This is a genomic window from Pedobacter sp. SL55 (assembly GCF_026625705.1).
Classification (GTDB): Bacteria; Bacteroidota; Bacteroidia; order Sphingobacteriales; family Sphingobacteriaceae; genus Pedobacter.
The window spans coordinates 3,557,839-3,572,229 of sequence record NZ_CP113059.1 but is presented as its reverse complement, the minus strand read 5'-3'; the positions used below and the strand labels follow the sequence as shown (position 1 = coordinate 3,572,229).

The following is a 14,391-nucleotide window of genomic DNA, read 5'->3' as shown; positions in this document are numbered from 1 at the left end:
CAAATCCTAAAAATAATAGAGGTTTTTTTATCTTACTTGCATAAGAGCCTGCTATTTTTCGTGCTATTAATTACTATTTATCTGAGTTCGATTAATATTTGTTGCCCAACAACACCCCGGTCTTCGACCACCCCTCTAAAAGAGGGAAATTGCAATCTACATTCCCCTCCCTTGGAGGGGTACCTGAAAGGCGGGGTGGTTAAAAATCGTAATAGACTATTTAAATACAACCAATCACACTTTAACTATCTAACTATCAGGTTGTTTTTGAAGGTTTTGATTGCTGCCTTACCGAGTGCTGCTAATCAGTTTGTCGCTATTATCCAAACAAAATTAAGAGCGATGTTGTTGTAATCCCAGAGCGAACCTCAAGATTTTTTGTTCTAAATTAAAATCAATTACAAAAATTAATAAAATGAATGCAGATAACACATTACCTCTAATGAGTTGATTGTGTATTGCGGGTGGCTGTGGCTACTGTTAAAATCAAAATAAATGGCATAAGACGTTCTAATAAAGGAAATAGTAAAAATGTCTGTTCTTTAACGCAATCTAAATGAAAAAAAATAATAACCTAACCGAAAAGCAAATTGCCATTGTTGGTGGTGGCCCTAGTGGTCTTTTTATGCTAAAAAAGATAATAGATGCAGGTTTAAATGGTGTAAGTGTAACGGTTTTTGAAAAAGGTAAGCAACTCGGTGCAGGAATGCCCTATAGTGCAAGTGGTGCCAACGATGAGCACGTTACCAATGTTTCGGCTAATGAAATTCCAGAATTAGCGCAATCTATTGGCGAGTGGATACAGCAAGTACATCCGCATACATTAGCACGTTTTAAAATTGATTTATCGCATTTTCACAATTATAAGGTATTGCCGCGGCTACTCTTTGGAGAATACCTTACAGATCAATTTGCTTTAATTGCTAAAAAAGCGATAAGTAACGGTATAGATTTACAAATTTCTTATAACAGCAAAGTGGTAGATATTTTAGACCAACCTGCTGCCAAAAACGTAACTGTAGTGCTAGCCGATAAATCTAGTTTTACTTTCGATCATGTGGTGCTTTGCAGTGGACATTTGTGGCCTAAACACCACGAAGGCAAGGTTAAAGGTTATTACGATTCGCCTTATCCTCCGGCTAAAATAAAACAAACTTTAAACCATCCTGTGGCTATACGTGGTGCCTCGTTAACGGCAATAGATGCCATACGTACACTTGCACGAGCGCATGGCAATTACCAAATTTCGGAACAAGGCATGTTACAGTACGAACTTAAAGATCAAAAATCGAAGTTTAAGATAGTGTTACATTCTAGAGAAGGTCTACTGCCAGGAGTACGCTTTCATTTAGAAGAATCTATTTTAGGTAAAGAAAGCCTTTTCACTCCAGATGAGATTAACATCATTAGAAAAGCAAATGAGGGTTTTGTTCTTTTAGATTTGGCCTTCGAAGAAAAATTCCTGAAACCTTTGTCGCAGCAAGATCCCGCTTTCTATGAGAAAATAAAGGATTTGTCTATGGAAGATTTTGTAGATGAGGTAATGGAACTTAGGGAGCGTCTGGATGCTTTTCAGTTATTTAGGGCAGAGTATAGAGAGGCAGCCCAATCTATTCGCCGTAGGCAAAGCGTTTATTGGAAGGAATTGTTGTGTGCATTGAGCTACACACTTAATTATCCGGCAAAATATTTTTCTGCTGAAGATATGTTAAGGCTAAAGAAAAAGTTAATGCCACTTATTTCTCTGCTTATTGCTTTTGTGCCACAAAGCTCGGCAGAAGAGCTATTGGCTTTGCATAGCGCAGGGGTATTAGATTTGATTGCTGTGGGTGCAGAAAGTAAGGTGGTGCCAAAATTAGAAGGAGGGATTACCTATCATTATACCAACGAGCAGGGAGAAGAAAAAATGGTAGAATATGATACGTTTGTAGATTGTATCGGTCAGCCACATCTTTCTTTTGATGATATACCATTTCCAGGGCTTAAGGAAAGAGGAACTATTGCCCCGGCAAAGTTACAATTTAGGGTGCAAGCATTATCGAATAACTTAATGGAAGAAAACCGAGATATTGAAATGGGTGTAGATGGTAAATATTATCTTAAAGTACCAGGATTGGCCATTAATGACCATTTCCAAGTGGTAGATCAGTATTTAGCATTAAATCCCCGAATTTACGTAATGGCAGTTCCATTTATTGGTGGTTATAATCCCGATTATTCTGGTTTAGATTTTTGCGAAACAGCGGCTACGCAAATCGCCAAGAGTTTAACAATGTTGGCTTAAAGAGTAGTTTTAATTATTTATAAGATGACAGAAGTGCAGCTTAAACCGAAACTATATATGGTGCTTTTAGGTTCTAAAGCCGAAAGCCGTAATGTAGAGCAACATGATTTTTTCTTTGGTGTGGCTCATTCTTTGGCTGATCTGGTTCCAGATTTGCGGGCATTTTGGCCAGAAGCAGGCAAAAGTTTACATATAGACGGATGGCGTGAAGTGAATGTTGTAGATAAATTTAGGGTAGAAATAGTTCCAAAAACGGAACAAAGATTACCCAAGGAGCATCATTTGTTTTTTATTAACTTAGGTGGATACACTGCGGGTAGGTTAGAAGAACAGCACTATACACAACTATCTGTGTGTAGAGATAAGGCAGAAGCCACCCATCTAGCCAAAAAAGCTGCGTTCTTTAAATCGGCCAGCATAAACGGGGTTAAAGGAGCCAATGCACACATTGATGAGAAATATGGAATAGATGTAGATGACATCCATAGGATAGAGGATATTTGGAGGCAAAATGCCCACCAAGGTTACGCCATTAAAATAACACCAGCCGCCAATTTAATTCAAGACGATATACATTTAGGATATTTCCGTTTAGATAAGTTGTAGCAATGTAGAGGATTGGTTTGTTCTTTTCTGATTTAAAACAAAAAAGCCAGTTGATGATGATCAACTGGCTTTTGTAATATAGGTCTTTCGAACTTTTATGTCTAAAAGCTTTTAAGCTACTTAGCTAGCACTTCTTCTACTAAATCTGCAGCTTCTTTTAATAAAATTGCTGAGTAAACTTTTAGGCCAGATTCGTCAATTAGTTTTTTAGCTTCTTCAGCGTTAGTTCCTTGTAAACGAACAATGATTGGCACTCTAATGTCGCCAATTTCTTGGTAAGCATCAATTACACCTTGTGCAACTCTGTCGCAGCGTACAATACCACCAAAAATGTTAATCAAAATTGCCTTAACATTAGGGTCTTTCAAGATGATATTGAAACCAGCTTTCACTGTAGTAGCGTTAGCAGTTCCGCCTACGTCTAAGAAGTTAGCAGGCTCGCCACCAGCAAGCTTAATAATATCCATTGTAGCCATTGCCAAACCAGCACCGTTAACCATACAACCAACGTTACCATCTAATTTAACATAGTTAAGGTTGCTTTCGCTAGCTTCAACATCTGTTGGGTCTTCTTCTAATTTATCACGCATTGCTGCATAATCTGGATGACGATACAATGCGTTTTCATCTAAATCAACCTTAGCATCAACCGCAATAATTTTATCATCGCTAGTTTTTAATACTGGGTTAATTTCAAACATTGACGAGTCTGTAGAGTCGTAAGCTTTATACAAAGCAGAAACAAACTTTACCATTTCTTTGTGTGCAGCACCACTTAAACCTAAGTTAAAAGCAATTTTACGGGCTTGGAAACCTTGTAAACCTACTTTAGGATCAATGGTTTCTTTAAAAATCAGGTGTGGTGTGTGTTCTGCAACTTCTTCAATATCCATACCGCCTTCGGTACTGTACATGATAATGTTTTTGCCAGCAGCACGGTCTAAAAGTACACTCACGTAAAACTCTTTAGTTTCTGTTGGGCCTGGATAGTAAACATCCTGAGCAACCAAGATTTTGTTTACTTTTTTGCCCTCAGCACCAGTTTGTGGCGTAACCAACTGCATTCCCAAAATATCGGTAGCTCTTTGCTTTACCTCATCCAAATTTTTGGCCAACTTAACGCCGCCACCTTTACCTCTACCTCCAGCGTGGATTTGCGCTTTAATCACAACCCAGTCAGAGTTAAAGTCAGTTTTCATTTGTTTAGCGGCCTCAACAGCTTGGTCAACTGTATCTGCAACAATGCCTTCTTGTATAGCAACGCCAAAACTCTTTAGAATTTGTTTACCTTGATATTCGTGGATATTCATTTGATTATGATTTTTTTCTTTTATCGGCCAAATAGTTCATTCTGGGTTATAGAATGAGCTTATGGTTTATTTGATTAAAAATTTGCCCAAATCTACAATTTCAAAACCTTTATGCCAATAGTAAAATGATTTTAAATGTAAAGAAATCAATAGTGCGCTAAAGGTTTAAAAAAAGAATGTAACGTTTTAACTCGTTGTTACCTTTAAAGTGTACAAAAATGAAGCCTTGTGTTTAATAGAAATGTAGCATCATTTTATGAAGTTATTTCAAAAGCCTAGTTTTAACGTGTTAAATATGTTAGGAGAAGTTTTTAAAATCTCAATTTGTTATCTTTAATGGTCGCCTAATAAATGCTATTAAAGTATTCTTAAATATTTACTACAAGCCAAAACTCCCATCAATTTTAATGGGCTTTTAATTTTCTTTAAAAAAAATCTAATCTCATGGGGTAATTTTTTAGCGTCGGTTGTTTTGTATAATAAATAGCCTAAGCATGCAAGTGAAAAATTACCTTAATTATGCCATCGAAGATTTTCTTGAGGATAACGATTTTATTCGTTATGTGAAATATCAGCGAGATGCCGATGTACAATTTTGGAATGGTGTGCTAGCGCAACATAGCGAAAAACAGAGAGAATTTGACGAAGCAAAAATACAACTTGGCGTTATTTTAAGTGCGGTTCCTGTAGCCATTCCGATAGATTTAACCGATAGTTTATGGAACACTATCGAAACAAGTATTACACAAAATAAACGCAAAACAAGAATGGTTAAGTTGCGTAACTTTTGGTTGGGTGGGGTGGCCGCTTGCTTGGCTTTCTTTGCCTATGGTGGTTGGTATTTCTCTTCAAATGTTACCATTACTACCAAATATGGCGAGCAAAAAATGGTAGCCCTGCCCGATGGTTCAAAAGTTCGCTTAAATGCCAATTCATCTATCAGCTATGCTAGGGCATTTAATTGGAATACAAATCGTTATGTAAGTGTTGATGGCGAGGCCTACTTTGAAGTAAAACACCTTAATCAAAATACAGCAAATGTTAAAAGAGGCGAGCGTTTTATTGCCGAGAGTAATAAATTAAGGGTTGAGGTTTTAGGAACCATCTTTAACCTAAAAGCAAGGCCAAATATGCATCAGGTAACCTTGGTTAACGGTAAGGTAAGTGTAAAAGCAATTGGCAGCGGCCAAGAAAAAATATTGAAACCTGGTGATTTGGCCAGGCTAGGCACTAATGATAGGTTCGTGGTAAACCAACCAAAAAGTTTTGCGCCACAGCTATCGTGGACCAGCCATAAGATCTTGATGACACAAACCCGCATAGCCGATGTGATTGCCGAATTTGAGAATTTGTATGGCTATAAGGTAATACTTCCAGATACGGCTATGGCAAATAAACGAATAGACGGAACTATTGCTACCGATAGTAAAGAAACGATGCTCTTTGTACTTAAAAATATTTTAAACGTAAACGTAAAACAAGAAGGAAAAAATATTTACCTCGAAAAACGATGAGCAACCAATAATTAACTAACCCCAAACTAACCTAAACAACTTCATGAAACAACTATCACGTACCCTTAAAAAAGGGGCTGTGCTTTTGCTGATGTGTGTTTCTATTTTTGTGAGTGCCTTGGCACAACAAACTAGAATACCAGTAGCTGATGCATTAGAACAAATTGCCAAAAAGTATAATGCTAAATTTGCTTACGAACATAGCATTGTACAAGGTAAAACTGTACTAAAAAGTGATTTTACTAATGCCCGAAATCTAGAAGAGGCGTTAAAAAATGCACTTTATCAAAATAACTTACTGTTTTTATATGTTAGCGAAGGCAATTACACCATCGTAACTAGAGATACCAACAAAACCAATGTTTCTATTACCATTGAACCAGGTGCCAGCAAAACCAACGAGACTTACATTACCGGTAAAGTGGTAGATGAAAGTGGTAACCCAATGCCTGGCGCAACGGTAAAAACCAATTCGTCTAACCAAACCTACATTACCAATTCAACCGGCGATTTCTCGATGTTTGTAACACCAAGTGCTACCGAAGCAAGCGTGTTTTACATTGGCTACGAACCAGCATCTCAAAAAATAAATGCCAATACCAAGAGTTTAAGGTTTGTGTTAAAACCAGCTTTAAACCAATTAGAGGAAGTAAATGTGGTGGCTACAGGTTACCAAAAAATATCGAAAGAAAGAGCTACCGGAGCGGCAACAGTGGTTACCGCAAAAGAGATAGAAAAAGTGCCAGTTCCTAATTTGCTTTACCGTTTGGAAACTATGATACCAGGGGTTAAGATAACCTTAAATTCTGGCGATAACAGTTTTGTTTATGGCAACACGATGACGAGCATCAATAGCGGTACACGAAGCAGAGGATCAAGTGATTATAATATGGCTATCCGTGGTAGAAGCTCTTTACGAGGAGAAAGCTTCCCGTTGGTGGTTATTGATGGAGCTATTTCCGAAAACGATATATCTACCATCAACCCAGACGATGTTGAAAATGTGACTTTCTTGAAAGACGCTGCGGCAGCTTCTATATGGGGTGTAAGAGCTGCCAATGGTGTAATGGTAATTACCACTAAAAGAGGTAAAAACAATCAGGCTCCATCAATTAATTTTTCTATAAATGCAGGGGTTTCAAATCATCCAAATTTAAGCGAATTGCCTATCATGAGCGCTGCACAAACCATCGCATTTGAGCAAGAATTAGTGAATAAAAATTTGGTTATTGCACCAAGCAATACTACCGCTTTAGGGCAGCCCGTTGCCGCGGTAACAGATTTAACGTTTAAGCTAAGGGCAGGCACTATTACACAAAGCGATTATGATGCGGCCATTGCACGTTATGCAGCCATAGATAGCCGAGGACAGGTAGAAGATTACTTGTTACGTCCATCTAACAACCAGACTTATAATTTTTCGGTAAGTGGTGGTAACAATTATTCAAATTATTTTTATTCGGCTTCTTACGCAGAAGAGAACCCTTACGCTATAGGCAACAATGGTAAAAGGCTAACCGTTACGCTAAACAATACTTTCAAGTTATTCAAAGTAGCAACGCTATCCACAAATGTTAAAGGAGCTTTTTTGAAATATCAAAATAATGGTACCAGTTTAAATAGTTTGTATAGTCCTGCTGCAACTACATTTATGCCTTATAACCAACTGGTTGATGATAATGGGAATAGGGTTTCTTATTCTAGAAAATATTACGAAGGTTGGGTAAACACATTATATCCGAAAGGATTTTTAAACTGGGGCTATAATGCTATAGATGAGATTGAAAATGCAGATAATACACAAAAGGATAACAATTATAGTGTTAACGTTAATTTAAGTGTACCTGTTTTTAAAGGCTTAACCGCTAATGCCTATTACGCCAACGAATTTGGTTTTAGCAATGCCCGCAGGTTTTACAACGAAAAAAGCTTTTACTATCGTGATTTTGTAAACGGTTATACGCCAGTTCCTACAACTGGTAATGCAACAAATAGCTTAGGCTTGCCAAAGGGTGCAGGTATATTAAATTCACAAAACACTACGGCCAACAATTATACCGTTAGAGGGCAATTAAATTACGATCGTACGTTTGGTAAAGACCATCAGCTAACGGCTATTGCGGGTAGCGAAATTAGGGAAACCAATGCAGGCCAAACCACAGGAACGCTATACGGCTACAACATGGGTACAGGCCTTTCTAGACCAGTAGATTTTAATACTCCTTATGCTACAATTGCAGGATATAGCTCTTCTTTAAGTGGTTCTTACCCAACATTGCAAGACAAAAAACGTAGGTTTTTATCTTATTACAGCAATGCCGCCTATACTTACAAAACAAAATATACTTTATCTGCAAGTGTAAGATACGATGATTATAACAACTTTGGTTTAGACCGTAGTTACCGAGCAACGCCTTTATACTCGTTTGGTGCTAAATGGGATGCACATAAAGAAACCTTCCTTAAAAATGTAAGTTGGGTATCAAACTTAAGTTTACGTGCTACTTATGGTGTTAATGGGAATATTTCTACCACCATGTATCCATTTACATGGATTTCGGTAAGTCCTGCTGATTTGGTTACTGGTTTGCCAAGTGCAAGTATTATTGCACCGGCAAATCCAGAATTAAGATGGGAGAAAACCTATGTAAGCAACCTAGCTTTAGATTTCGGTTTTTTAAATAACAGGTTATCTGGTTCGGTAGATGTGTATCGTAAAAATGGGAAAGATTTGGTATACGAATTTCCTATCAACGGAACTTATGGTGTAACTAACCTTAGCAGAAACTCAACCACAATGACAGGCAAAGGGGTTGATGCCGCTTTAAATGCAGTATTGCTAACCAATAAAGATTGGGAGGTTACCTCGAGAGTAAACTACGCTTATAATACCAATAACATTGATGATACACGGTTTATTCCTTCATCAAGTTTCTATGCTAATCCGGTTTACGGCTCTTTGTTAGCTGGATATCCTAGTGATAAGGTTTTTGTGTATCGTAACGCAGGCTTAGATGCGGCGGGTTTAACTTTGGTTTACGATGAGAAAGGGAATAAACTGAGTGCTAACCAAAATGTAACCAACGTAGCAGCACTAAAATATGTAGGCAGAAGTACACCTAGCCATTTCGGAAGTTTTGTACAAAGTCTAAGGTACAAAGATTTTACGCTAATGGCGGTGGCAAGCTATCAATTTGGTAGTGTATTCTTAAAACCAACAGTAAGTAGCTATTCTAGCTCTAGGTTAGGTGTACGTTACGATTTGCATGAAGATGTTGCTAAAAGATGGCAAAAAGCGGGAGACGAGGCTACCACCAATGTACCAGGAATGGCCGGAACTTTTGCCGCTACAAGTTTATTGCGCTACCAACAATCAGATGTTAACGTGCTAAAAGGAGATTATGTGCGCCTAAGAGAACTTTCTTTAAGTTACAAAATTCCTACAGAGAAAATAACTAGCAAAATTAAGGGCGCAACTTTTGCATTTAATGTGCGTAACCTAGGCCTAATTTGGACAGCGAACAAAGAAGGCTTAGATCCAGATGTGTTGCCAAATCTTTCGAGCACTACACTTGGTTTGCCAGCAACTGTTTCGTATAATTTTTCTCTTAACCTAAATTTTTAAAGATCATGAAAATCAATTATAAAGCTATCGTTTTTACAGCAGCTGCATTGGTCTTTGCAGGTTGCCAAAAATTTGTAGATATCAAAACACAGGGTAATTTGGTGCCTAATCAAACCATTAATTACCGTTATTTACTTAACAATACGTCTGGTTTCGAAACCAACCCAAATTTATTCGATTTCGCTTCAGATGATATCAACATTACCGATGCCACACAAGTAGCATCTTTATCTGGGAGCTCGTTTTACTACTATTATGTAGCCAGTTACACTTGGCAGCCCGTATTTTATGTGGCTGGTGGTACTAATGAGAACGATTTGAATTGGAACGCTTCTTATGCGGTAATATTAAACTGCAACACCATTATTAACGAACTGCCAGCCAGCGATGGTACAGCACAAGAAAAAGAAGCTTTAATAGCCGAAGCAAAAGTGCACCGTGCAGATGCTTACTTAACTTTGGTAAATGCTTATGCTAAACCTTACAATGCAACAACAGCAAGTACAGATTTAGGCTTGCCTTTACTTACCACCCAAACTGTAAGTCAAAGTTTAAAACGTGCATCTGTACAACAAATTTATAATCAGGTTATTGATGATTTAACTTCGGCTATTCCTGCGCTGCCTAATACACAAGCGTACAATACATTGCCAAGTAAGGCATCGGCTTATTCCGAGGTGGCTCGTTGCTACTTGTACATGAATAACTATGCCGAGGCAAATAGATATGCAGATTTAGCACTTTCGTTAAGAAGTACATTGAATGATTTGGCCGTTTACACACCAACTTCTACCAACTACCCACGCCGCATTGCCGACCCAGAGGTTATTTTATCTAAAATTACCAACGGTGGTACTATGGCTTATCAGGGTACAGCGTTTAAGTTAAGTGATGAGCTGTTGACTTTGTTGGGCACCACAGATCAACGTTATCAATTATTTACTGTGCCAGGCACAACCATTGCAACTAGCTATACGGGTAGGTTTTTCTACAAAGAGCGCTTTGTTGGCGAAACCAGAAATGTTGGCCCATCTGTACCAGAAATGATGCTGATTAAAGCAGAGTATTATGCTAGAAACAATGATGCTACCAATGCCATGTTATGGGTAAATCGCCTGCGTGAAAAACGTTTCAAGGCGGCAGACTATGTGCCTATGACGGCCTCTTCGCCAGCAGATGCACTTGCTAAGGTAATTGAAGAAAGACGTAGAGAGTTTTTTGGTAGAATGTTGCGTTGGTGGGATATGCGCCGCTTAAAAAATGAACCTGCTTTTCAAAAAACATATACCAGAGTTTTTAATGGTACTACTTATACTTTAGCACCAAATAGCAATCGTTATGTGTTTCCTATTGCGCAATCGTTAATTAACCTTAACCCAGAGTTAGAACCAAATCCTTAAAATAACACACACAAATGAAAATAAGTATCCTTATTGCAAGTGCCATTTCGGTACTTGCAATACATACCAGCCGAGCGCAAGAAGTTTTTTCTTTAACACCAAAGGCCGCTGTGCCCGGAACTACCGTAAAAGTTGCCTACAACCCAGCAAAAACTTTGTTAAAGAATGAGAAAAACGTGAGTGCAGAAGTTTATCAGTTTCGTAATTACCAATGGAAAAAAGACGAAATTAAGTTGATAAAACAAGATAGTTTATGGACTGCCGATTACCTATTACCAGCTGATGCTGCTTTAGTGGCTTTTAAATTTAAAAGTGGTAAAAAAACCGATATTGGTAATGCTTACGGTTGGATACTTACAGACGAAAATGGTAAAAATGTGGCTGGCGGATATGCAGGGTGGGCGTTTTTAAGAAATGGTACCGTACCAGAGTTTTCCACAGACTATACTACTAATAAACAAATGATTGGCGACGATGTGGTGGTATACTGGATGCAACAAGAAGTGAGGCAACATCCTTCGTCTAAAAGAAATATTGTTTACCCATGGTTAAGGGTACTTAAAAATGTAGATGCAGATAAAGCAAAAAAACAAGCAGAAAAAGATATTTTCTACTTAAAAAACCTGGAAGACCCTAAAGAAAGCGATCTGGTAAACATCAAGAAAATATATGCGGAGGTGTTAAACAACAAAGCTGCTGCCGATTCTGTAGCTAAAGTAATTGCCAATATCGATTCGCCAGCTATCAAAAAGAAAAATCCCGAAAAGTTAGCTGCATTTAAAGCCATGAGCGCAGAACGTGACTATAAAAAAGTGATGCCATTAAACATCGATTTTTTTGAACGCTTTCCGGCAGAAAAAGCAGATAGGGCATTTGATGAAAAGAACAGGATAGATTATGCCAGACTGTATAGCAGTATTATAATTGTGGCTTCGGTAGAAAAAGATACTGCAACTTTTAAAAAGTATGTAGCAAAAGCTCCGTTTAAAAGCCTTTCTACTATATTTTATAAATGTGTACAAGTGCCTTACGTGTCTTTAAAAACACTTAATGCTACAGAGGCATACACTTATGCTCGTCCAATTGCCGATCGATTTTTTCAGTTTAACGACGAAAAGCCCGAGGGTTTCATGAACGTTTACTTCGATAATATGCCTACCTATGCAGATATTTTAATGCATTTAGGTAAAAGCGAAACGGCATTGAATTTAGCCACTTCGTGTCAACAGAAATATCAGTTTGAAAAAGCAACACTTAATGAGCTACAAGCTGTTTTATTAGACAAACTAGGTAAAACCGATGAGTTGCAAAAGGTACTGGAAAGTAGTATGCGAAAAAACCAGGTAAGTCCGGTAATGTTAGATCTATTGAAGAAAAGCTATGTAGCCCGCAACAAATCAGAACAAGGCTATCAAGCTTATTTGGCTACTTTAAAAGATGTAAAACTTGATGCAGAACTTGCAGCAAAAGTTAAAAAATCAATGATTAAGCAGACGGTTCCAGACTTTAAAGTAAAGAGCAACCGAAACGGAAAAATGATATCCCTAAACGATTTAAAAGGTAAAGTAGTTGTTTTTGATTTTTGGGCATCGTGGTGTGCTCCTTGTAAAGCAGCTTTCCCAGGTATGAACATGGCTGTTCAGAAGTATAAAGATGATAAAGATGTGGTTTTCTATTTTGTAGATACGCAAGAAAAAATGAAGGACTACGAAGCCTATGTCACTAATTATTTAAAAGAGCATAATTTCGATTTTAATGTGCTTTTTGATGCTGATGCTAAATTTTCTAAGAGCTATGGCGTAAGTGCAATTCCTCATAAAATGGTACTAGATAAAAATGGCTTATTACGCTTTTCTGAAGTAGGTTACATGGGCAGCCCATCAGAATTGGTTGATGAAATTAGCATGATGATAGAATTGGCGAAGGAGGGAAGCAATGAATAAGCTTTTATCTTTGGTTTTAGGTTTAATTTTTACAAGTGTTTATGCTTTTGCGCAGGCACCTTTTAAAGTAGATAGCACCATCGTGATCAAGAACGATAGTTTACACATAGGAGCTTCATTGTATCTGCCAAATCAAAAGAGTAAAGTGCCGGCCATGGTTATGGTATCGGGTACTAATCCGCAAGATAGAAACGGAACAATGGCTGGCTATCCATTTTTTAAACAGATAGCCACTTTTTTAGCCAGTAAAGGTTATGCCGTTTTATTGGTGGATGATAGGGGTGTGGGTAAATCTACAGGTAAATATCAGTACGCAACAACCGAAGATTTCGCTAATGATGCTTTGGCTGCCGTTAGATTTTTAAAAGCACAAGCCAACATTGATAAAAATAAAATAGGTTTAATTGGCCACAGCGAAGGTGGTGCTGCAAGTGCAATTGCGGCGGCTAAGTCTGTAGACGTTAAGTTTATCATCAGTTTAGCAGGCTTGGCTAGTAACGGTTTTGCTTCTTTAATTAAACAAAACGAAGACCTGGTAAATCATTCGCAGCTTTCGCAAACAGATAAAAATAGATCTAACCAAATTAATAGGTTAATGTTCGAAACTGCATTAAAATATGCAGATTCTGCTAATATGCGTCAGCAATTAGACCAAACCTATAACCAATGGAAAAAGGTAGACGACTCGTTGTTTAAGCTTTCTGGCGTAAAATGGGATCATTTTCGTTTTCCAATCTACAGCTATGTTAACCATGCGGTTGGCAAATGGTATAGGTATTTTATCAAATACAATGCACAAGAGGTAATGAAGCAAATTAAAGTACCTGTTTTGGCCATTAACGGCGATAAAGATTTGATGGTAGCTGGCCAGGAAAATTTAGCTAATTGGCGTAATTACATTGCTGCGGGTGGTAACAAAAAAGTGGTTACTAAATTATTACCAAACGTAAATCATTTGCTACAAAAATGCGAGACCTGTAAGACCGATGAATACGCCAAGCTAAAAACTGGAGTAAGCCCAGAGGTGCTAAACACGATTGAGTGGTGGCTAAACTCGGTTATTAAATAGTTTAATTTTTAGGTAAAGTTAATATTAAAAGTGGATACGATGGATTTCGCCCACTTTTTTTACTGATTAGCCTAATATGTGCCTCAATTATTTACACTTCTGCTTTGTTGGGTACAATTAAAACCGGACAAGCAGATTTTCTGGCCACGTGTTCGGCTACGCTACCCATTAAAAAATGGTTCAAACCCGTTCTGCCATGTGTACCAAGCACAATTAAATCGGCCTGCCATTCTTCAGATTGTTGCAAAATGCCATTGGTTGCCGTATCCATTACCGAGAGGTACGTGGTTTGGGTGTTATTGCCAAACTTATTTTCTATCTCCTTTAATAAAATGTGGCTGTTTTCTACGCTATTATCGTAAAGATCTATAATGGCTGGCGTAAAGCCAAAATCTGGGTTGGCAATAGGAGGGGCAGGTTCTACAATGTTAAGCAATGCAACCTCGGCACCATAAAGCGTAGCCATTTCATAACCAACTTTCGCTGCTTTTTCTGCCGAAACGCTATTGTCTACAGCTATTAAAATTCTTTTATAATTCATGGCCTTAATTGTTTTGTTTCTACTAATTTAACAAAAAATGAGTGTTAAAGTTTATAATCATAGACATAAAATTTGCTGATGTTTATCATAAAATTAACT

At 37.7% G+C, this 14,391-nt stretch carries 9 protein-coding genes; 7 read left to right on the top strand and 2 right to left on the bottom strand.

All coding sequences use genetic code 11. The annotated features are described in order from the left end of the window. Window positions 1-556: 556 nt before the first annotated feature. On the top strand, window positions 557-2,284 hold the full coding sequence (locus tag OVA16_RS15940; protein ID WP_267761416.1) for an FAD/NAD(P)-binding protein: 1,728 nt from the start codon (window positions 557-559) through the stop codon (window positions 2,282-2,284). A 24-nt stretch (window positions 2,285-2,308) separates the two neighbouring features. Beyond that, window positions 2,309-2,890 carry a DUF1543 domain-containing protein gene (locus tag OVA16_RS15935; RefSeq protein WP_267761413.1) on the top strand — a complete coding sequence of 194 codons (582 nt, stop codon included), beginning with the start codon at window positions 2,309-2,311 and terminating at the stop codon, window positions 2,888-2,890. A gap of 116 nt (window positions 2,891-3,006) precedes the next feature. Here the strand turns inward: OVA16_RS15935 and sucC are convergent, their stop codons facing one another. Continuing rightward, the gene (gene sucC, locus OVA16_RS15930) at window positions 3,007-4,200 is read right to left on the bottom strand and encodes an ADP-forming succinate--CoA ligase subunit beta (protein ID WP_267761410.1); all 1,194 of its coding nucleotides are present in this window, start codon (window positions 4,198-4,200) and stop codon (window positions 3,007-3,009) included. A 494-nt stretch (window positions 4,201-4,694) separates the two neighbouring features. Between sucC and OVA16_RS15925 the strand changes: the two genes are divergently transcribed. Genes OVA16_RS15925 through OVA16_RS15905 form a run of 5 tightly spaced genes read left to right on the top strand, consistent with a single transcriptional unit; the run spans window position 4,695 to window position 13,751 of the window. Next, window positions 4,695-5,714, top strand: coding sequence for a FecR family protein (locus OVA16_RS15925; protein WP_267761408.1), 1,020 nt, complete (start codon window positions 4,695-4,697; stop codon window positions 5,712-5,714). A 43-nt stretch (window positions 5,715-5,757) separates the two neighbouring features. After that, entirely contained in the window at window positions 5,758-9,339 is a 3,582-nt protein-coding gene (locus tag OVA16_RS15920) for a SusC/RagA family TonB-linked outer membrane protein (RefSeq protein ID WP_267761405.1), read from the top strand. A gap of 5 nt (window positions 9,340-9,344) precedes the next feature. Then, a complete protein-coding gene (locus OVA16_RS15915; RefSeq protein ID WP_267761402.1) occupies window positions 9,345-10,739 on the top strand; it encodes a RagB/SusD family nutrient uptake outer membrane protein in 1,395 nt (464 codons plus the stop codon). A gap of 14 nt (window positions 10,740-10,753) precedes the next feature. Beyond that, window positions 10,754-12,682 (top strand): TlpA family protein disulfide reductase, encoded by a 1,929-nt coding sequence (locus OVA16_RS15910; RefSeq protein WP_267761399.1) that lies wholly within the window; start codon window positions 10,754-10,756, stop codon window positions 12,680-12,682. Further along, a complete protein-coding gene (locus OVA16_RS15905; RefSeq protein WP_267761396.1) occupies window positions 12,675-13,751 on the top strand; it encodes an alpha/beta hydrolase family protein in 1,077 nt (358 codons plus the stop codon). The genes OVA16_RS15910 and OVA16_RS15905 overlap by 8 nt, the downstream gene beginning before the upstream one ends. Before the next feature lie 91 nt (window positions 13,752-13,842). Here OVA16_RS15905 and OVA16_RS15900 read toward each other — a convergent pair whose 3' ends face one another. Further along, window positions 13,843-14,292 carry a universal stress protein gene (locus tag OVA16_RS15900; protein ID WP_267761393.1) on the bottom strand — a complete coding sequence of 150 codons (450 nt, stop codon included), beginning with the start codon at window positions 14,290-14,292 and terminating at the stop codon, window positions 13,843-13,845. Between the last annotated feature and the right edge of the window lie 99 nt (window positions 14,293-14,391).